Annotated in this window: 17 protein-coding genes; 12 read left to right on the top strand and 5 right to left on the bottom strand. The window is 56.6% G+C overall.

Annotation, left to right across the window (positions count from 1 at the left end; genetic code table 11):
- The first annotated feature begins 36 nt into the window (after positions 1 to 36).
- The 3 genes from nifS to VGH19_10180 all read left to right on the top strand — a co-directional run bounded on the left by nifS (position 37) and on the right by VGH19_10180 (position 3,672).
- On the top strand, positions 37 to 1,269 hold the full coding sequence (nifS, locus tag VGH19_10190) for a cysteine desulfurase NifS (GenBank protein HEY1171730.1): 1,233 nt from the start codon (positions 37 to 39) through the stop codon (positions 1,267 to 1,269).
- Positions 1,270 to 1,379: 110 nt separating this feature from the next.
- The gene (locus VGH19_10185) at positions 1,380 to 2,759 is read left to right on the top strand and encodes a hypothetical protein (protein ID HEY1171729.1); all 1,380 of its coding nucleotides are present in this window, start codon (positions 1,380 to 1,382) and stop codon (positions 2,757 to 2,759) included.
- A 100-nt stretch (positions 2,760 to 2,859) separates the two neighbouring features.
- Complete coding sequence (locus VGH19_10180) at positions 2,860 to 3,672, top strand: TatD family hydrolase (protein ID HEY1171728.1); 813 nt, start codon at positions 2,860 to 2,862, stop codon at positions 3,670 to 3,672.
- A 9-nt stretch (positions 3,673 to 3,681) separates the two neighbouring features.
- Here the strand turns inward: VGH19_10180 and VGH19_10175 are convergent, their stop codons facing one another.
- From VGH19_10175 to VGH19_10155, 5 genes are all read right to left on the bottom strand, one after another.
- Entirely contained in the window at positions 3,682 to 4,545 is an 864-nt protein-coding gene (locus tag VGH19_10175; GenBank protein HEY1171727.1) for a hypothetical protein, read from the bottom strand.
- A gap of 56 nt (positions 4,546 to 4,601) precedes the next feature.
- On the bottom strand, positions 4,602 to 5,495 hold the full coding sequence (gene sucD, locus VGH19_10170) for a succinate--CoA ligase subunit alpha (GenBank protein HEY1171726.1): 894 nt from the start codon (positions 5,493 to 5,495) through the stop codon (positions 4,602 to 4,604).
- A gap of 27 nt (positions 5,496 to 5,522) precedes the next feature.
- Complete coding sequence (locus VGH19_10165) at positions 5,523 to 5,900, bottom strand: VOC family protein (GenBank protein HEY1171725.1); 378 nt, start codon at positions 5,898 to 5,900, stop codon at positions 5,523 to 5,525.
- 16 nt (positions 5,901 to 5,916) lie between these two features.
- Positions 5,917 to 7,119, bottom strand: coding sequence for an ADP-forming succinate--CoA ligase subunit beta (sucC, locus tag VGH19_10160; GenBank protein ID HEY1171724.1), 1,203 nt, complete (start codon positions 7,117 to 7,119; stop codon positions 5,917 to 5,919).
- A gap of 69 nt (positions 7,120 to 7,188) precedes the next feature.
- Positions 7,189 to 8,322 (bottom strand): citrate synthase, encoded by a 1,134-nt coding sequence (locus VGH19_10155; GenBank protein ID HEY1171723.1) that lies wholly within the window; start codon positions 8,320 to 8,322, stop codon positions 7,189 to 7,191.
- A gap of 342 nt (positions 8,323 to 8,664) precedes the next feature.
- On the opposite strand from VGH19_10155, the gene VGH19_10150 reads away from it, so the two are divergent.
- The 9 genes from VGH19_10150 (at position 8,665) to VGH19_10110 (ending at position 20,706) form a co-directional block, all read left to right on the top strand.
- Positions 8,665 to 10,278, top strand: coding sequence for a CTP synthase (locus tag VGH19_10150; GenBank protein HEY1171722.1), 1,614 nt, complete (start codon positions 8,665 to 8,667; stop codon positions 10,276 to 10,278).
- 34 nt (positions 10,279 to 10,312) lie between these two features.
- Positions 10,313 to 11,587, top strand: coding sequence for a folylpolyglutamate synthase/dihydrofolate synthase family protein (locus VGH19_10145; protein HEY1171721.1), 1,275 nt, complete (start codon positions 10,313 to 10,315; stop codon positions 11,585 to 11,587).
- A 433-nt stretch (positions 11,588 to 12,020) separates the two neighbouring features.
- Positions 12,021 to 13,676, top strand: a complete 1,656-nt coding sequence (leuA, locus tag VGH19_10140) for a 2-isopropylmalate synthase (GenBank protein HEY1171720.1) — start codon at positions 12,021 to 12,023, stop codon at positions 13,674 to 13,676.
- 81 nt (positions 13,677 to 13,757) lie between these two features.
- Positions 13,758 to 13,982, top strand: a complete 225-nt coding sequence (locus VGH19_10135; protein ID HEY1171719.1) for a DUF433 domain-containing protein — start codon at positions 13,758 to 13,760, stop codon at positions 13,980 to 13,982.
- Complete coding sequence (locus VGH19_10130; protein HEY1171718.1) at positions 13,979 to 14,320, top strand: DUF5615 family PIN-like protein; 342 nt, start codon at positions 13,979 to 13,981, stop codon at positions 14,318 to 14,320. The genes VGH19_10135 and VGH19_10130 overlap by 4 nt, the downstream gene beginning before the upstream one ends.
- Before the next feature lie 212 nt (positions 14,321 to 14,532).
- Positions 14,533 to 15,564, top strand: a complete 1,032-nt coding sequence (locus tag VGH19_10125) for a MoxR family ATPase (protein ID HEY1171717.1) — start codon at positions 14,533 to 14,535, stop codon at positions 15,562 to 15,564.
- An 11-nt stretch (positions 15,565 to 15,575) separates the two neighbouring features.
- Entirely contained in the window at positions 15,576 to 16,487 is a 912-nt protein-coding gene (locus VGH19_10120; protein ID HEY1171716.1) for a DUF58 domain-containing protein, read from the top strand.
- A gap of 17 nt (positions 16,488 to 16,504) precedes the next feature.
- Positions 16,505 to 18,520 carry a BatA domain-containing protein gene (locus VGH19_10115; protein ID HEY1171715.1) on the top strand — a complete coding sequence of 672 codons (2,016 nt, stop codon included), beginning with the start codon at positions 16,505 to 16,507 and terminating at the stop codon, positions 18,518 to 18,520.
- Positions 18,520 to 20,706, top strand: a complete 2,187-nt coding sequence (locus VGH19_10110) for a VWA domain-containing protein (GenBank protein ID HEY1171714.1) — start codon at positions 18,520 to 18,522, stop codon at positions 20,704 to 20,706. The genes VGH19_10115 and VGH19_10110 overlap by 1 nt, the downstream gene beginning before the upstream one ends.
- Positions 20,707 to 20,708 lie beyond the last annotated feature (2 nt).

Below are 20,708 nucleotides of genomic sequence, written 5' to 3'. Positions count from 1 at the left end.
AAATCTTTTGCTTGCTTGGCCGGTTAAATGGACCAAATGTCCAAGCAAGACAGTAAATTTAGCAAAGTCGGCAGCATGAGCCAGCGGAAATTAGTGTATTTCGATAACAACGCGACAACCCGGATTGCTCCGGAGGTCGTAGATGCCATGCTGCCCTTTTTGACCGAGCATTGGGGCAATCCTTCCAGTGCGTATCGTTTCGGCAATCAAGTGGTTAAGGACATCGACATCGCCCGGGAACAGCTCGCCGCGCTGATCAATGCTGATCCAAAGGAGATCATTTTCACGAGTTGCGGCACGGAAAGTAATAATTCTGCCATCCAAAGCGCCCTGCTCACGCAACCCGATAAAAAGCATGTGGTGACCACAGCGGTGGAGCACTCGGCAAATATCAAATTCGCCAAACACCTCACCCAGCAGGGCTACAACGTCACACTCCTTCCTGTCGAACCCGATGGCACGTTGGATCTGCACCGCTTGGAACTGGCCATCCGCCCGGATACCGCCATCGTCTCGGTGATGTGGGCGAATAACGAGACCGGCGTGCTGTTTCCCATCGAAGAAATCGGCGCGCTCTGCCGCAGCCGCGATGTGATTTTCCATACGGATGCCGTGCAAACGCCCGGCAAACTGGCCATCGACGTCAAAGAACTCGACGTCGACATGATGTCCCTCTCCGCGCATAAGTTAAACGCGCCCAAGGGCATCGGCATGCTCTACGTGCGAAAGCGCACGAAATATGTGCCGTACGTCATCGGTGGCGGACAGGAAAAGGGGCGTCGTGGCGGCACGGAAAACGTCCCTTACATCATCGGCTTCGGTAAAGCGGCTGAACTGGCCGCAGGCCACGTGGAATACGAGAACACCAAGGGCCGCAAGCTGCGCGATAAGTTCGAGCAAGGTATCCTCAAGAACATCCCGCGTACTTCGCGCAATGGCGCGCGTGAACCGCGCCTGCCAAATACCTCAAACATTTCCTTCGAAGGTGTGGAGGCGGAAGCCATCCTCAGCCTCTTGGATCAAGCCGGTGTTTGCGCCTCCAGCGGTTCCGCTTGCACGACTGGTTCACTTACCCCCTCTCATGTGCTTACCGCCATGGGCTTAAGTGCCAAGCGGGCAAGGAGTTGCGTGCGGTTTAGCCTTGGCATCTACAATACCGAGGAAGAGGTGGATTACGTGCTCGATATTCTCCCTGACATCATCGCCAAACTTCGCGCCGCCAGCCCCATTGCCTCCACTAAAAAAGCAGGCAGCGCGTTGGCAGCGTGAGACTTCGCAAGGACGTAAAAGTTTCCCTTCCGTAATGCAGCGTCTTGGGGAATAATCCGCAACTATTCCTCACCTCTGGTGATTTAATAAAAGGCGTACCCTATACGACTATGAAAATCATTTTAGCGAGCATCGCAGCAGCCGGAGTCGGTTTCGGTGCGGCCTATGTCTACGTCTCGAACGAGAAGACGGCAGAATTTCAAAAAGAAAAAGCCGCGCTGGAAAGCCAGTGGGGCGACGCGAAGGACCGTTTGGATCGCGATCTGAAAAGCGCGAAGTCCCGCACGGGACGCGTGGAGCAGGTCACGGAAACCGTGGAAGTGGTGAAGACCGTTCAGAAGACGCCCAAGGAAGTCCTCGATAAATTGCTGACCATCAAACCGGGTGCAGGCAATGCCCGCTATACCAGCATCCGCGAAATCATTTTCCATCTGGAGAGCCTCGCTGAGATAGGACCAGGCGCGCTACCGACAATACGTACATTCCTCAAGGAGAACATGGATGTCTCCTACGAACGCGAACGCCAGCAGAATAGTGAAAACGGGCAAGTACAGACCGCAGGTGGTCCGGGAGGCGGACCTGGCCAAGGTGGCGGAGATCGTGGTGGAGATCGCGGCCCAGGCGGCTTTGGTGGCGGTCCTCCCCCGTGGGCGAACAACGGCAACAACACCGAACTTCCGCGCACAGAAGATTATTATCCTTACTCGTTGCGAATCGGCCTTTTCGATGTGGTGAAGAAGATCGGCGGGCCTCAAGCGGAAGTGATCCTGTCCGAAGCCTTGCAAACCACCGGTCGCGGCGTGGAAGTGGCGCACCTAACGCAATTGCTGGAAGAAATGGCTCCTAACAAATACGTTGCGCTAGCAGTGGCAGCGGCCAAGGAGCTTCTCTCAAATCCTCTCACGGTGGAAAACCCCACCCGCTTGGATGAACTGTCCAAGATGTATCTCTACGCCATCCTGCGTAAATTCCAGGATGCCACGTTCGTATCAACAGCACAGCAATTGGCCATAGGGGCCGATGGCCGCCTGGATCGCAATGCGCTCAGCTACCTGACGGGCACATTGAAAGAGCAATCCCCCACTATCCTTTATGCGATGTATAATGATGCGCGCGTCACGAACAATTTCGACCGTGTTGCGATCGCCTCTTCTGCACTGAATTACGTGGGCATGAACGCCACTTCTGACCAGATGTTCCGTGACATCATGGGCAACGAGGAAGCCGGCATGATGCGTTTCATGGCGTTGGGCCGCCTGAATGATGGCACGCTCACGCCGGAAGTGATCCAGAGCCGCATCCAATTAGTGCAATCTTTGCAGTTCACGGATGAACGCATGCAACGCATGCAGGAAAACACTATTCAGGGCCTGCAACGCAAAGCCAACCCGCAAGCTGGTGATAACAATGATAACCGTCGTCGGGGCTTTGATGCTTTCTTCGGCGGTGGTAACAACGGCGGAGGCAGTCGCCGTGGCGGTAATAACTGATTTGTTGGTATAGGGCACGCCGCGCCGGACTGTGGTTGGCTTGGCGCGGCTTTTCTTTTTGGCACTGGCTGTTCAACCGCTTCGCTTCTATCTTTCCAGCATGTCGGCTGTTTTTTACGACACACACGCACATCTGGATTTCCCTGATTTCACGGCGGAATTACCCGCTGTGGTTCAACGCGCAACAGATGCCGGAATTGAACGCCTCATCTCCATCGGCACCGACCTGGATAGCAGCCGTCAGGCAATCGCTATTGCAGAGAAATTCCCCGCCGTTTATGCCGTTGTGGGCTGGCATCCGAATGATGCTTTGAATGCACCCGCAGATATTCGCAGTGAATTGCGTGAACTCGCTCAACATCCGAAAGTCGTCGCCATCGGGGAAACAGGTTTAGACTATTACCGCCTTCCCAGCGCCAATGGTGGAACGGTTGCTGAGGATGAAGTGTTGAAGCAAAAGCAGGCGCAGATTTTTCAGCAACAATTGGAAGTGGCGGATGAAACCGGTCTCAACGTCGTCATTCACACACGCGGTGAGTGCTTCGAGCAAACGCTAGACATCATGAAACCGTTCACGCCGAAAGTGCGCGGTGTGTTTCACTGCTTTGTGAATGATGCTGCGTGCATGCAGCGCGTGCTCGCGATGAACTCCATCGTCAGTTTCACCGGCATCCTTACCTTCAAAAACGCCCAAATCATCCGCGATACCTTGGCTGCCACGCCGATGGGCAGTTTCATGTTCGAGACCGATTCGCCATTTCTCGCCCCGGTGCCATATCGAGGCAAACGCTGTGAGCCCGCTTACGTGAAAGAGATCACCGAAGCGGCGGCCAAAGTGAAGAACTGTTCATTGGAAGAATTGAGTGCAGCCACGTGTGAGACGGCCAAGAAATTCTTCTTCCGTCTGAAGTAAGCATTTCTGTTACGACGCCTGTTGGAACAACCAGATCAATCCGTATTTCTGTTCCGCTCCAAAGCCGCGTTGCAGCAGGAAATCCAACAGGAATACCAAGCCGATCATCAGGAACGGCGCGAAATCAAATTTGCCCGCCCGTAATGGCAGCCAGCGGACGATCTTGAGCATGCGCTGGGCAGTAGTGTTCATATACGCCAGAAATGCGTGATTACCCAGGTAAACAAAGCTGTTCAAGATGTAGAGCGCCATCACCGCGTAGACGAGCAGTTTGATCAGCAGATAGATTGATAACGAAACGACCAAACCTTGGGTCAGCCATGCAGTCGCATTGCGCGCATCAGGCAGGATGCGAAGATAACCGAAATATTTGCTGAGAATCAGCCATGCCACATAGGCGATTACCGCAGGTATAAGCACTCTCATCCATGCCGGTAAAACCGCCAGCCAACCGAGATGCCGCTTCACGATCGCATGCCACGGATTTGCATCTGCTCCACGATCGTTGATGATTTGCAGTGTGATAAGCCAAAGGTAGAACACACCCACCCACGCGAAAAAGCTCAGCACAGAATATAACAGCATCCGGTCAAAATAGTCGCAGCGGAAAGGGATGCTGAGCACGATGAAATCCATGCGCGGCGCCCAGTCCACCCCGGAACCGATGTGCCAGTAAAAGATCGCCCGCAATCCCAGCAACGTGATGAGCGAGGTGAGCAGAGTCTTGCGATTGAATTGACCGCGTTCCGTCTTCTTGAGCGTGGAAAGCAGCGTGCCCCCGCGGAAATCATTCGCCGGGACAAAACGATACGACCGCCAGCTCAACCAGAGGAGCATGGCGGCCGCATTGAGAATGAAATGGATCAGGTCCATCCGTGAACGGTGCGTGGTCGCTGTGCCGTAGTGGAACAGACGCCACCGCCTGCCGTTTACTTCATCATCTTGAGCAGCGTGTCAGCCATTTCGCTCGGCGTCGCGGCGACGCCGATGCCGGCTTCGCGGAACGCTTCGAACTTCGCTGCCGCCGTACCCTTGCCACCGCTGACGATCGCACCAGCGTGACCCATGCGGCGTCCCGGAGGAGCCGTGGAACCGGCGATGAAACCAGCGACCGGCTTCGTGCCGTATTGCTTGATCCACGCAGCCGCTTCTTCTTCCGCGCTGCCACCGATCTCGCCGATCATGATGATACCGTGCGTTTCCGGATCGGCCATGAACATCTTGATGACATCCAAGTGCGACGTACCGTTCACCGGATCGCCACCGATACCGACGCAAGTGGATTGGCCCACGCCACGGCTGGTCAACTGCCACACCGCTTCATACGTCAACGTGCCAGAGCGGCTGACGACACCGATGTTACCCTTCTTATGGATGTAGCCGGGTGCGATACCGATACGGCAACCGCCAGAAGAATTCGGACCTTCACCCGGCGTCACGATGCCAGGGCAGTTCGGGCCGATCAGGCGCGTCTTGCTGCCGCCCATCGCGCGCTTTACGGAAATCATATCGCGTACCGGAATGCCTTCCGTGATGGCGACAACCAGATCGAGTCCGGCATCAACGCCTTCAAGGATCGCGTCCGCGGCGAACGGCGGCGGCACGAACACGGCGGAAGCCGTAGCGCCCGTGGCCTTCACGGCTTCGGCAACGGTGTCGAAGATGGGCACTTTGCCCTCGAACAACTGGCCGCCCTTACCGGGCGTCACACCCGCCACGACATTCGTGCCGTAAGCGAGGGACAATTGGGCGTGCTTGGCACCGAAGGAACCGGTGATGCCTTGGATCAAGACTTTCGTATCGGGTTTGACGATAATGGACATAGTAAAGAGTCGTTTTTAAATTTTAGTTCAATGAGCGCATTCCGCGCGGCGTTGATGGATCGCCACATCGTTGCCATCCGGGTCTTTGACCCCGAAGAAACGGCAGACGGGTGAATCCATCGGACCATAGGTGACCGGCACATTATTGGCCTTCAAATGGGCCAGTGCTTCATCCAGATCAGCGACCTCCAACGCGATGGTGGGACCACTGTTGCCAGTGGGCGCCCATGCATTGGTGACCGCCAGCGCCGCACCCGCGATCTCATACTCCAGCCACCAGACACCCGGCTGGATCTCATGTGCCATCGTATTCTTCAGGCCCAAAACCTTTTCATAAAAGTTTCGGGCCCGGGCAACATCAGAGACCGGGTAACCAGTGAAAGCTATTTCTGTGACGCGGATCATGCTGAACGCTGTTGGCTTACTTGATGGTTGCGACCACCTTTTGCGCCGCATCCGCCATCGTGTCGCCACTGATGATGGTGAGGCCGGATTCAGCCAGGGTCTTCTTGCCCGCTTCCACGTTGTTGCCTTCGAGACGCACAACCAAGGGCAGCTTCAAGCCGGTTTCCTTCACAGCGGCCACGATGCCCGTCGCGATTACGTTGCAATCCATGATGCCACCGAAGATGTTCACGAAAATCGCCTTCACAGCGGCATCGCTCAAGATGATCTTGAACGCCGCGGTGACCTGATCCTTTGTTGCCCCACCCCCAACGTCCAGGAAGTTTGCCGGGCTACCACCGTAGTGCTGGATGATATCCATCGTGGACATCGCCAGACCGGCACCATTCACGAGGCACGCGATGCTGCCATCGAGCTTGATATAATTCAGCGCGAACTTGCTCGCCTCGATCTCCAACGGAGATTCTTCCGCGAGGTCGCGCATGTCCTGGATGTTCTTGTGGCGATAGAGCGCGTTGTCATCGAGGCTGATCTTTGCATCCACCGCAGAGAGCGCTTCTTTGCCATCCGGGGTCTCGACGATGCACAACGGATTGATCTCCACCATCGCGGCATCGCATTCCCACCAAGTCTTGTAAACACCCATGATGAGCTTCACGCCGCTGTTGAACGCATCACCCTTCAAGCCAAGGCCGGAAGCGAGCTTGCGCGCCTGATACGGCTGGATGCCCACAGCGGGATCGATCCATTCCTTGAGAATCTTTTCAGGGCTGTGTTCGGCTACTTCTTCGATTTCCACGCCACCTTCCGTGCTCGCCATGATGAGCGGACGGGAGTTGTTGCGATCCAGCAACACAGCCAGATAAAATTCCTTTTTGATCGTCTCGGCGCTAGCCACGAGGATTGTGCTAACCAAGCGACCTTCTTCACCCGTTTGCTTCGTCACCAGCACTTTACCGAGCATGTTCTCCGCGACGCTCACCGTCTCTTCAACCGACTTCGCGAGCTTCACACCGCCCTTGAACCCATGCTTGAAGGTTCCCTTGCCACGACCACCAGCGTGGATCTGGGACTTGATCACCGCGAGCTTGTGCCCCGCAGCGAAGATTTGTTCAGCAGCAGTCTTGGCTTCAGCTACTGTTTTGCAAGGCTGCCCTTGCGGCACAGCCACACCGTATTGGGCCAGCAACTGCTTGGCCTGATATTCATGAATATTCATCGTATTAAATTAAGAAATTGAATGAGAGAAAGGGCGGACTTTCGTCCGCCCTTTTGATTTTAAATTTGATTACCGCTTCTCGACCGGCACAACCGTCAATCCTACAGCAGGTCCGATATACTCGCTCTGCGGACGGATCAAACGATTATCCGCTAATTGCTCGAGAATGTGCGCCGTCCAGCCTGAGGTGCGCGCGATCGCGAAGATCGGCGTGAACAGGTCCGTCGGGATGTCCAGGGAGTAATAGACGGTGGCGGAATAAAAATCCACGTTCGCGTGCAGGTCTTTGCGTTGCAGCATCAGTTCGGCGATGCGCTCGGACATCTGGATCCATTTCGGCTCGCCCAGCTTGGAGCTCAGGATCTGCGCCATGCGCTTGAGATGCGGCGCGCGCGGGTCGAGCACCTTATAAACACGATGGCCGATACCCATGATCTTCTTCTTCTGCGCCAGGCAGTCTTCCACGTAGGCATCCACCTTGGCCAGAGAACCGATCTCTTGGAGCATCTTGATGACGCCTTCGTTCGCACCACCGTGGAGCGGCCCCTTCAAGGTGCCGATCGCCGTGGTGATGGCGGAGTAGATGTCGCTCAAGGTCGCGATGGTCACACGGGCGCTGAACGTGGAGGCGTTCATGCCGTGATCCGCGTGCAGCACGTAGCACATGTCCATCGTGCTTTCCTTCTCTGCGGAAGGCTTCACGCCATCCATCATGTAGAGGAAGTTCGCGGCTTCACCGAGGGACGCATCCGGATGCACGAGCGGCAGACCTTGGCGATGGCGATGGAAATAAGCCGTTACCACCGGGATTTGCGCAATCAGGCGGAGCGCCTTGCGACGCTGCGCGTGCATGGAATCATCTTCCGCAGCGGTATCGAAGCAGCCTAAAGCGGAAACGCCCGTGCGCAAGACATGCATCGGCGGTGTGTCCTTCGGCAGCTTCTGGATAATGTCGATGACGCCTTTCGGAAGTTCGCGGAAACCGGCCAGCGTGGCCTTCATCTCGGCCAATTCCTTCGCTGTAGGGAGAGAACCGTGGTGCAAAAGATGAACTACTTCTTCGTAGCTTACCTTGCCTGCGAGCTCATTGATGTCATAGCCGCAGTAAATGAGCTGCCCGACGTCGCCCCGCACATCGCTCAGACGCGTTTTAGCCGCTACGATACCTTCCAAACCTTTTGCCACTGCCGAGGGGTTGCTCATGTCAGAAATTCAATGTTTTGGGTGGTTTTTATGTAAAATGCAGGGCCAATCTAGGGGAGGCTTCCAGTAGCGTCAACGGTTTTAGGCCACAGAAAAACACGAACACATTTTCAGCGTCCACATCCTCCCTATCCCGGGTATCACTGCGTTGGTTAGTGGGGCTAATGCATTACAGGAAGCATCTAATGCAAGAGTTTGAAACCTCTCAAAAGCCTGATTTCCAGCCACTCTCAGATTTTGGTGAAAAGGTTCTTTCGTCCGCTACTTTACAGCCGCCCCTAGGTTGGGTTTAATAGCCGGTAACAAAGGACGGCGTCACAGCCGTCCTTACCATTTTGGACCATGAAATACATTTTCGTCACAGGCGGCGTGGTGAGTTCTTTGGGTAAGGGTCTGACGGCGGCCGCTCTCGGCACGCTGTTGGAGAATCGCGGTCTGAAAGTCGCGCTTCAGAAATTTGATCCCTATCTGAATCTCGATCCGGGCACCATGAGCCCCTACCAGCACGGCGAAGTGTATGTGCTGGATGACGGTGCTGAAACAGACCTTGATCTCGGCCACTACGAGCGCTTCACCAACGTGAAGCTCACCCGCATGAACAACCTGACCAGCGGTCAGGTGTATGCCCGCGTATTAGACAAGGAACGCAAGGGCGAATACCTCGGCAAAACTGTGCAGGTGATCCCCCATGTGACGGATGAGATCCAGCTCCGCATCACCCAGATCGCCGAGCAATCAAAGGTGGACGTGGTCATCACCGAACTGGGCGGCACCACCGGTGACATCGAAGGGCTGCCCTTCCTTGAGGCCATCCGTGAATTCGCTCTGGAAGTCGGTTATAACAACGTCGTCTTTCTCCATGTCACCTATGTTCCGTTCATCAAGGCGGCGGGTGAATTGAAGACCAAGCCGACTCAGCAATCCGTCGCCAAACTGCGCGAGATCGGTATCGCGCCGCACATCCTCGTCTGCCGTTGCGAGAAGCCGTTGGACAAGGAATTGCGCCAGAAAATCTCGATGTTCTGCAATGTGCCTTACGAAGCAGTGATCGAAGAGAAGGACGTGGACCACAGCATCTACGAAGTGCCACTGATGCTCCAACGCGAGCGCATGGATGAACTTGTCTGCAAGCTTCTCCATCTCGAGACGCCCGCGCCGAACATGGCGCATTGGCAGGACATCATCCGCAAGCTCATCGCGCCGCAACATCGCGTGCGCATCGGTGTGGTCGGCAAATACATCGAACTGAACGACGCCTATAAATCCGTCTACGAAGCCGTTATCCACGGCGGCGTGGCGAATGATTGCGGCATCGAGATCGAAAAGGTGGACGCCGAAGATATCGAGAAGTTCGGTGCCGAGAAGATTTTGAAAGGCCTCGGCGGCATCTTGGTCCCCGGCGGCTTCGGCGAACGCGGTATCGAAGGCAAGATCATGGCCGCGCGCTATGCCCGTGAGAACAAAGTGCCTTATCTCGGCCTGTGCCTCGGCATGCAGATCGCGTGCATCGAATTCGCCCGCAACGTGCTGGGCCATGCGGGCGCACACTCCACTGAGTTTGACGCACAGACCTCGAATCCCGTCATCTGCCTCATGGATGAGCAGAAGAAAGTGACGACCAAGGGCGGCACGATGCGCCTGGGCTCACAAGCCTGCCACCTGGCCGAAGGCTCCAAGGCGGCCGCGCTCTACAAGTCCAATGTGATCCATGAGCGTCATCGTCACCGGTATGAGTTTAACAACGCCTACCGCCAGCAGTATGAGGACAAGGGCTTTTCATTCAGCGGCACCTCGCCCGATGGCAAGCTGGTGGAAGTGATCGAGTTGAAGGACCACCCGTTCTACGTGGCGAGCCAGTTCCACCCGGAATTCCAGAGCAAGCCGAACATGCCGCACCCGCTCTTCCAAGGCTTCATCGCCGCCGTGCATCAGCACATGCACCACAAGCCGCTGTAAGACGGATCGGTCAGCGTAGAATAGACGTAACGTCATGACCTACGCCGAAGCCATCCAGTATCTCTACGGCCTCCAATGGTTCGGCACCAAGCTGGGCTTGGAAAACACCCGTGCGCTCGCGAATTTGTGCGGAGCGCCGGATGAGCAACTCCGTTTCATCCACGTCGCAGGGACGAATGGTAAAGGCTCCGTTTGCGCGATGCTAGAGAGCATCTATCGCCATGCGGGGTTGCGTGTAGGCCTCTTCACTTCGCCGCATCTCGTTGCTTTCGGTGAACGCATCCAGATCAATCGACAGATGATTTCGGAAGCGGATCTCGTGCGCCTCGTCACGCACATGCAGGCGAAGCTCAAGGAATTGCCCACCGACCAGCATCCCACGCTGTTCGAGTTCGTCACCGTGTTGGCCCTGCTCTATTTCGCTGAACAAAAGTGCGATCTCGTCATCTGGGAAACGGGCCTGGGCGGACGCTTGGACGCCACGAACATCGTCACGCCGCTCGCCAGCGTCATCACGAACATCGCCTTCGACCACACGCAATGGCTCGGCGATACGCTCGCAAAGATAGCGGGTGAAAAGGCAGGAATCATCAAACCAAACCTGCCTGTGCTCACCGCTGCGGATGCGCCGGAAGCAGTGAATGTCATCCGCGAAACCGCCGCGCAAAAACAAGCCCCTCTGCACATCATCGGAGCTGCCGAGATTTCGGCCTTCACCTATCCCCTCTCCCTTTTAGGCGAACATCAGAAGCAAAACGCCGCACTCGCCTTGGCCGTCGTGCAGGAATTGCAGGAACAGCTTCCCGTCAACAAACCCGCCATCACCCAAGGCTTGGCCAACGTCCATTGGCCGGGACGTTTGCAGCTCGTCACGCTCGCGAACGGCCAGCGTATTCTTATCGACGGCGCGCATAATGAGGATGGGATGACCCTGTTGCGGCAGACATTGCAGACCACCTTTGCCTCAGAAAAACCAGTACTCATCATGGGCGCTCTGGAGGACAAGGATTGGCGGCAGATGTGTACTTTGATCGCTCCCATGGTCGCAGAGATTCATCTCGTGCCCGTCTCCAGCCAACGCACCGCGACGCCTTCCGAGTTGGCTGAAGTCTGCCAGCGGATCAATCCCTGCGTGATGATCCACGTCTACGAAACGCTCTCCCAAGCGCTCGCTGCCACCAGCCAAAAACCCTTCCGCCTCATCACCGGTTCTCTCTATCTGGTCGGTGAAGCGATGGAAAAGCTGGGCATCGCCGCCATTCCTTCCCGTGATGAGCGGGCTTTGAACGAATGGGGCGCGAAGCGTTAACCCGCAATGTGCTGCCGGATTCCAGCCGGCAGTAAGGGGGATCAAGTAGCACTCGGTTGATAAAAATTAAATCCGGCAAATCACTCTCCGTCAGGCCGCCTCCTTCTTCAGCATCTGGAAAACAAGCCATCCAATGCTACGGCGTACCCGCTCAACTGCCGGCTGGAATCCGGCAGCACGAGCGTTCGTGCTTCGGCGAACCCCATAAAAACCGGTTGACGGTCCCGCTCTCCAAGGCTATCCCTCTTATCGTGAACTATTCACTGAACCTTCGACTGTCGCTGAACGCGCTGCTGCTTAGCCGCGCGGCGGTCGGGGTTTGGTAGAATCATAACAAGATTTCGCCCCCACCGCCGCCTCGGCGGTGGGGGTTTTGTTTTTCCGCACTGCCGGGATGGCGCGAAATGGGCGAAAGTAAGAAAGAACAGAGAACATGTTAAAGAACCCAGCAACGAAGTACCGTCCGTTCCCGCCGGTTCAATTACCGAACCGGCAGTGGCCCTCCCGTGTCCTCACGCAAGCCCCCATCTGGTGCAGCGTGGATCTGCGCGATGGCAATCAGGCTCTCGCCGTGCCCATGAACGTGGCCCAGAAGCTGGAGCTTTTTCAGGCTTTGGTGAAGTGCGGCTTCAAGCAGATCGAGGTCGGTTTTCCGTCTGCTTCGAACACCGAGTTCGCCTTCAACCGCCTGCTCATCGAGAAGGGGCACATCCCCGCTGACGTCGCCATCCAGGTGCTCGTGCAGGCGCGCGAGGACTTGATCGAACGCACCGTCGAATCGTTGATCGGCGCGAAGAAGGTCATCATCCATCTCTACAATTCCACCTCGCCCGCGCAACGTCGCGTCGTCTTCGGCAAGTCGAAGGACGAGATCAAGGCCATCGCCGTACAAGGCGCGAAGTGGATCAAGGAACGCTTGCACCGCTTGCAAGGCACGGAAGTCACCTTGCAATATTCGCCCGAGAGCTTCTCGGCCACAGAAGTGGAGTTCGCCAAGGAAATCTCCGAGGCCGTGATGGATGTCTGGCAGCCCACGCCGCAGAACAAGATGATCTTGAATCTGCCGGACACCGTGGAGGTCGCGATGCCGAATGTGCACGCCGACCAGATCGAGTGGATGTGCACGAACATCAAGAATCGCGAGTCCTTGATCATCAGCCTGCACACGCACAATGACCGCAGCACGGGTGTAGCCGCCACGGAGTTGGGCTTGCTCGCGGGCGCGGATCGCGTGGAAGGCACGCTCTTCGGCAACGGCGAGCGAACGGGCAATCTCGATATCATCATCGTGGCGATGAACCTGTACATGCACGGCATCGACCCGAAGTTGGATTTCACGGACTTGAACGCCATCCGCGAAGTCTATGAACGCTGCACCGGCATGACCGTGCCGCCGCGCCATCCTTACTCCGGCGAATTGGTGTTCACCGCCTTCAGCGGTTCGCATCAGGACGCCATCAAGAAAGGCTTGGCCGAATGGACCAAGGGCGATCGCCCGAGCTGGGACGTGCCTTACTTGACCATCGATCCCACGGATATCAGCCGCGAATATCACGAGGTCATTCGCGTGAACAGCCAGTCCGGCAAGGGCGGTGTGGCTTACCTGCTCGAAACGGAATTCGGCATCGAATTGCCGAAGGACATGCAGCGCGAGTTCGGTCCCATCGCGAACGATCTCGTCGATGCCTTGGGCCGCGAAGTGAAGGCCGAGGAATTGAAAGCGATGTTCTGGAAGGAATACATCGAGCGCGATACCCCGTGGAAGCTGAACCACTTCCACGCCGATGGCCTGGAAGGCACCTTCCGCAGCCGCGCCACCGTCTTCCGTGATGGCCAGGAACTCGCTTTGACAGGTGAGGGCAATGGTCCGATCGCGGCCTTCGTGAACTCGCTCACACAAGCCGGTGCGCCGAAGTTCCAAGTGGGCTACTACAAAGAGCACGCTCTGGGCGCGGGCGATTCCGCCTCCGCCATCGCCTACATCCAGATCAAGCTGCCCGATGGCAAGACCCGCTGGGGTGCTGGGGTGGATACGAATATCGAACTCGCGTCCATTAAGGCGATCATCAGTGCGCTGAACCGGATCTGATGTCTTTCGTGGCAGGGATGGCACTTGTCATCCCTGTCAATTCCAGCTTGGACAAAGGACGGATTGTGTTAGAGTAAGATTATGGCAGAGCGAATCTCCATCAATCCAGATATTTGCAATGGGAAGCCGGTAGTTAGCGGAACCCGCATTGCTGTCCAGACGGTATTGGAGTTTTTGGCAGCCGGTGATTCACCTGAGGAAGTGTTGGAAGAATATCCATCTTTGAGCAAAGAAGACATTCAGGCTTGCCTCAACTATGCTTCCAAATTGATGGCCAATCACTACACTGTGGTTACAGCGGCATGAAGGGTTTCTTCTTCGACGAAAATCTGCCTTCAAGACTTACTTTTTCTCCCAGTCTACCAGTTCATTTCACGTCCGAATTGGGAGCAAGCCCTGATGATACTAGCGTATGGAATGAAGCGCGTCAGCGTGAATGGGTGATAGTCACAAAGGATGCCGATTTTTCAGACCGCATCATCATCAGATCGCCTCCACCTTGGGTGGTTCATTTACGATTTGGCAATATGCGTAAAGTTCAATTTCATGCGGTTTTGGCACGGCTCTGGCCTCAAATTGAAAGCCTTTTGAAAAACCATAAGCTAGTGAACGTGTATTTGGATCGAGTAGAGGGGATAGGCTAATTATTTAAGGCGATAGCGACCCGACTACCTTGTCGTTCATTCGTTTACTTACAGCCAGACCGGGGTTAGGTTGTGCCCATGTTTAAAGCCCCATCATGCATATCGCCCTGGACAGGACGCATGTGTCTGGCTGTGACCGAGTTGGAATGGAAGCTGATCAGTCAAATGGAGGTTGAACACCCGCTCGTTTTTAACGTCTGAACTTACGAATCATGAGCCAAGTCTCCCACGCACCCTTGTCCGGCACTTCGGATCGCGATGTCGCCGCTATCGATGAATTGCGCGAACTTTACCAACAGATGGGTAAGGAGGTCGGCAAGGTCATCATCGGCCAGGAACAGGTCATCGAACAACTGCTCATCGCCATCCTCGCGCGCGGCCATGCGCTGCTCATGGGTGTGCCCGGTCTGGCGAAGACCACGATGGTGCATGCGCTGGCGGATGTGATGTCGCTGGGCTTTAACCGCATCCAGTTCACGCCGGACTTGATGCCCTCGGACATCACCGGCACGGACATTTTGCAGGAGACGGATCAACCAGGGCGACGCGCGTTCGTGTTCGTGAAAGGTCCCATCTTCGCGAATATCGTGCTGGCAGATGAGATCAACCGCACGCCGCCCAAGACGCAATCCGCTCTCCTCGAAGCGATGCAGGAGCATAAGGTCACGGCGGCAGGTCGTGTCTTCCCGCTGCCCTCACCGTTCTTTGTTTTGGCCACGCAGAATCCGATCGAGCAAGAAGGCACGTATTCTCTCCCGGAAGCGCAGCTCGATCGTTTCATGTTTTTCATCCACGTGGATTACCCGACGCTCTTGGAAGAGCGCCGCATCGCGCGGGAGACGACCGGTGCGAAATCATCTCCTCCAAGCAAGCTCATCACGGGTGAACAAGTTCTCGCCTTTCAACAACTCGTCGAGCGCGTGCCGGTGCCGGATCACATCTACGACCTCGCCGTGGATCTCGTGCGCATGACGCGACCGAATTCACCGGGTGTGCCGGATTGGGTCCGCAAATGGGTCACTTGGGGGGCTGGTCCGCGCGCAGTGCAATATCTCATCCGCGGTGCGAAGGCCCATGCCGTTCTGCACGGCAGCTACCTCGTGCGCACGGAAGATATCGAAGCCGTCGCGAAGCCCGTACTCACTCATCGCATCCTCACGAACTTCCAGGCGCAGTCAGAAGGCGTCACCAGCCCGCATATCATCGGGCGGTTGGTGGAGACGTTGCGTAACGAGAAGCCTTAACCTGATCTCTCGTGGCTGAAGAACGCCCCAGAGCCTTTCTCGATCCCGCCGTACTGGCGCGCCTGATGCGCCAGCAACTGGTGACGCGTTTTCCCATGGAGGGCATGGTGTCCGGCCATCACAAGAGCCCGCATCGCGGCTCCAGCGTGGAGTTCGCGGAGTATCGGAACTACGTGCCGGGTGATGATCTGCGTCGTCTGGATTGGCGCGTGTTTGGTCGCTCCGATCGCTTCTACATGAAGGAGTTCGAGGCGGATACGAATCTCCGTTGCTACATCGTGTTGGATACGAGCGCCTCGATGAGTTTCAAAGGCAGGCACGAAAGCCGTCTCGATTACGCACGCAAGATTGCCGCGAGCTTCGCTTACCTCACCATCCAGCAAGGGGATGCGGCGGGATTGCTGTGTGTGGGTGAAAAGAAGACGTTGGATATTCCGGCAAAGCGCAACCCGGCACATCTACAATTGATTTACGACACCTTGGAACAGGTCGAAGCCAAGGGGACGACGAACATCGTGCAAGCGTTGCACGATCTGGCGGAGAAGGTGCGTCGCCGCGCGATCATCATCGTGCTGACGGATGCCTTTGATGACGCGGATGCGTTGCTGAACTGCTTCCAGCATCTACGTTTTCAAAAGCATGATCTGGTGCTGTTCCAATTGCTGGATCGCATGGAGATGGAGTTCCGTTTCGAGCGGCCCGTGCGCTTCAACGATCTGGAAAGCTCCTTCAACATCGTGGCTGAGCCGAACAGCATCCGTGATGAATATCTAGCGCAACTGCACAAGCATCTGGCCAAGCTCAAGCAAGGCTGCCACCAGTTCAATGCGGATTACCGGCTGGCGATCACGGATCAGGATTACGAAAAACTGCTCGCTGATTTCCTGAGCGAGCGAGCGGGAACGGCATCTGCGAGAGGGTAGGCAAACGGCCGTACTGAATGACATTTTTACAGCCAGAGATTTTGTGGGCGTTGCCACTGGTGCTGCTGCCGATCATCATCCATTTGATCAACCGCCTGCGGCACCGGCCACAGCCATGGGCCGCGATGCGCTTCCTCGTCGCCGCCACGCAAAGCTCCACCAGCCAGGCGAAGTTGAAGCAATGGCTCATCCTGCTCTTCCGCACACTCGCCGTGCTGATGCTCATCTTGTTCCTCGGTCGCCCACTAGCAGGTGGCTGGCTGGGCTGGTCGGTAAACTCGGCACCTGATGCCATCGTCATCTTGCTCGATCGTTCAGTGAGTATGGAGAGCAAGCTCACCGGTTCCACTACCACGCGACGCGAACAAGCATTGAGCTCGTTGGCAAAAGCCGCCGAGCCTTTCGCCGGTCGCAGCCAGCTGGTGGTGATTGATAGTGCCTTACGCCGCGCCCAACCTTTAGCCCGGCCCTCCGATCTGAAAGATTTACCAACCACCGCCGCAACAGACACGACCACGGATTTTCCCGGACTCTTTCAAGCTGCGCTCACATGGCTGGAAGAGAATCAAACCGGGACCGCTGAACTCTGGGTCACCTCTGATTTTCAAAAGACGAATTGGAAAGCGGATGACGAGCGCTGGCAGGCCATTCAAGCTCAACTCAACAGCTTGCAACAACGTGTGCGCCTGCGCGTGCTGGCCGTCAGCGGCGAGAGTGATGCGGATACCACTGTGACACTGCAAGATGCCCTGCGCACAGATCGCGATGACAAAGCGGAACTGCTGCTCACCGCGGACATCCAGCGCAGCAGCAATCAATCCACCACGATTCCCGTGACGGTGAATCTGAACGGCACGCCGTCGCAATTCGAAGTGGCCGTGGAAGGTGGTAACCTACGCTGGCGGCAACGGCTCGCGCTCGGTGCGCAACGTGGAAGCGGTTGGGGTTATGTCGAAGTGCCTGCTGATGCCAATCTGCACAACAACCGTGCGTGGTTTGTTTACGGACCGCCGGCCAAGCTGCGCACGACCATTGTGACGGAAGAAGGACGCTTGGGTCGTTGGCTCGCTGCGGCCAGCTCAGCATCTCCACCGGGCACGCAACGCGAAGCACGCGTGCTCTCCACGGCAGATGCGGCGGGGCAAACGTTTGATGGCGATGTCCTCATCTTCTGGCACGCTGCGTTGCCCACAAGCGATGTCGCGGTCAAGCTCGATGCCTTTGTGCAGAGCGGTGGTGCGCTGGTCTTTTTACCGACGGGCAAAGCTGATAGTGGCCAGTTCGCCGGGCAAGGTTGGGGTGCGGTGGAGAAAGTCGCGGAGAACCAGAGCTATCAGGTCGAGCGCTGGGAAGAGAAAGAAGGTCCGCTGGCCAAAACGGAAGAAGGCTTCAGCCTGCCTTTGAATCAAGCATCTATTCTCCAGCGCCAGCGCATCAATGGCAATGTCCCCGCACTCGCGAGCTTTGCGGATGGCAGCATCTTCCTCACGCGCCAGACGATTGGTCGCGGTCAGGTCTATTTCCTCGCGTCACTGCCCTTGCGTGATTGGTCCACGCTCGGCAGCGGCCCCGTGCTGGTGCCCGTCACGCAACGTCTCTTGCAGAGCGGCAGCCGTCGCCTCACGCAAGCGAGCTTGATGCAGTGCGGGGATCTTACAGCGGTAGATCAAGCGCTGCCGTGGCAACCGGTCGAAGGTGGTGGCGCAAATCCACAACTGGAAGCGGGTATCTATCGCGCAGGTGAACGCCTCACCGCGATGAACCGTGCTAGTGGCGAAGATTCGACGGAAGCCGCTACGCGTGAAGAAGTCACTGGCGCATTGTCGGGTATCAATCTGCAATGGTTCGAGGAAACCGGCCAAGGTGAAGATCGTTTACAAGGTGAAGTCTGGCGTCTCTTCGTCACAGCCATGTTGCTATTCCTGCTCATCGAGAGCTTCCTCGTATTGCCCACGAAGACGGTGAAGACCGACACGCTTACGGGCAAGTCAGTGAAACCTCAACGTAATACATCTGCGGAGGTGGTTTCCTGATGACTGACTGGTCATTCACAGTTTCAGGTCCGTGGATGCTGCTGGGCTTGGTGGCATGGTTGGCTGCTGGCGCTTTTGGTTTCATCCATTGGCGGCGGCGTCCCGGTCACGGGCCAACCTTCTGGCTGGAAAGCTTGCGCTTTGTCATCATCACGCTGCTGCTCATCACCTTGATGAAGCCGGAGCGCGTGCAACGCATCGAGCGCACCGAGACACCTGAAATCGTCATCATGGCGGATGCATCCGCGAGCATGGAGACGCGCGATCTGCAGCAAGGCACCAACGTCCTCACCCGCCGCGACTGGCTGGAAGCCCAGCAGAAGCGCGAGTTTTGGAAGCCATTGGAGAAAGATGCGCGTGTGTCATTTGAAGCATTTGCCGCTCCACCAGCCGATGCCAACGCTGCTGATCCCGGCACAGACCTGAACGCCGCTCTGGAAGGCACGATCAATCAGCGGAAAAATCTCAAGACCGTCATCCTGCTTACCGATGGTGATTGGACCGCTGGCAAATCTCCGCTCACCGCTGCCGCGCGCTATCGCGAACAAGGCGTCCCCGTTTTCTCCGTCACCGTGGGTCGTGATACGCCCTTGCCCGACCTCGTGCTGGAACAAGTGAAACCGCCTGCTTATGGGCTTGTGGGTGAACAAATTTCCATTCCCTTCCGCATCAAGAGCCATTTGCCGCGTGAAGTGAAAACGACTTTGGTCCTGCGTGAGGAAAATGGCGATGAGATCAAACGGCCCATCACGATTCCTGCTCTTGGTGATTTGCAGGATAGCATCATCTGGTCACCACGTATCATCGGAGATTTTTCGTTGAAGCTGCAAGTGCCGGTGGAAGCAGATGAGGCGTTGCCGAAGAACAATGAGCAAAGCATCCGCATCGCCGTGCGTTCGGAATCGTTGAAAGTGCTCGTCGTAGATTCACAACCGCGCTGGGAGTATCGCTATTTGCGTAACGCCCTCGCGCGGGATCCCGGTGTGGAGTTAAGTTGCGTGCTGTTCCATCCCGACATCGGCATGGGCGGTGGGAATGATTACCTGCCTTCCTTCCCTGGCACGAAGGAACAGCTTGCGAAATATGACGTCGTATTTCTGGGCGATGTCGGCGTGGGTGAGGGTGAGTTGAAGGAGTCCGACTTGGAACTCTTGCGCGGCTTGGTGGAGCAACAATCGAGCGGGCTGGTGTTCTTGCCGGGACGGCGTGGACGACAGCTTTCTTTGGTCAAATCGCCGGTGGAGGATTTGATGCCGGTGGTCTGGGATATCACCAAACCGAACGGTATCGCTTTGCAGAATGAAGCGAACTTTCAATTATCGAACGATGGCACGGACCATTTCCTGATGCGCTTCGAGGCGGATGATTCACGCAATGCGTTCGTGTGGAAAAATCTCCCTGGCTTCTTCTGGAGCGCGGCCATTGAGAAGAGCCGTCCGGGGGCGGAGGTGCTCGCAGTGCATTCTTCGCTGCGGAACAAATGGGGACGCGTGCCCATCGTAGTCACCCGGCCTTACGGCAGCGGCAAGGTCCTCTTCATGGGCACGGACAGTGCGTGGCGCTGGCGGCGCGGCGTGGAAGATCGCTATCACTACCGCTTCTGGAGCGGTGTGGTGCGCTGGATGGCGCATCAGCGGCATCTCTCCGAGAAGGAAGGCGTGCGACTGACCTACAGCCCGGAAGCACCCGGCGTAGGTGAAACGGTTTTCTTCCAAGCCAGCATATTGAATCGCGAAGGTTTCCCGGCGGAGAAAGGTTCCGTAGTCGCCACGGTCACCACGCCTTCAGGACGGAGCGAACGACTTTCGTTTGCCGCTGTGGACGGCGGCTGGGGCGTATTCAAAGGCAGCTATCGTCCGACGGAGGGCGGGAACTATAAGTTGCAGATCAATTCACCCGAACATGGCCGGGAGCTGACGACGACCATTGCCGTCAAACGTCCTGAGCGTGAGAAACTGGGGCAGCCCGCGAATGCGCGTGTCTTGCGCGAACTGGCCGCGTTGACCCAAGGCATCAATGTCTCGGTGAATGAACTGGAGACCTTGGTACAGCAGATCTCGTTGTTGCCAGAACCGAAGCCGTTGGAACGGCGGACGCGCCTTTGGGCGGAGCCGCTATGGGGTGGATTCATCCTGCTCCTGCTCGGGATTTATTGGACGGCCCGTAAACTCGCGGGCATGGTATAAAG

It is taken from the genome of Verrucomicrobiia bacterium, from assembly GCA_036405135.1.
GTDB lineage: Bacteria > Verrucomicrobiota > Verrucomicrobiia > Limisphaerales > JAEYXS01 > JAEYXS01.
Note: the sequence above shows the minus strand (reverse complement) of the source record. Positions and strands in the feature narration are given on the sequence as shown.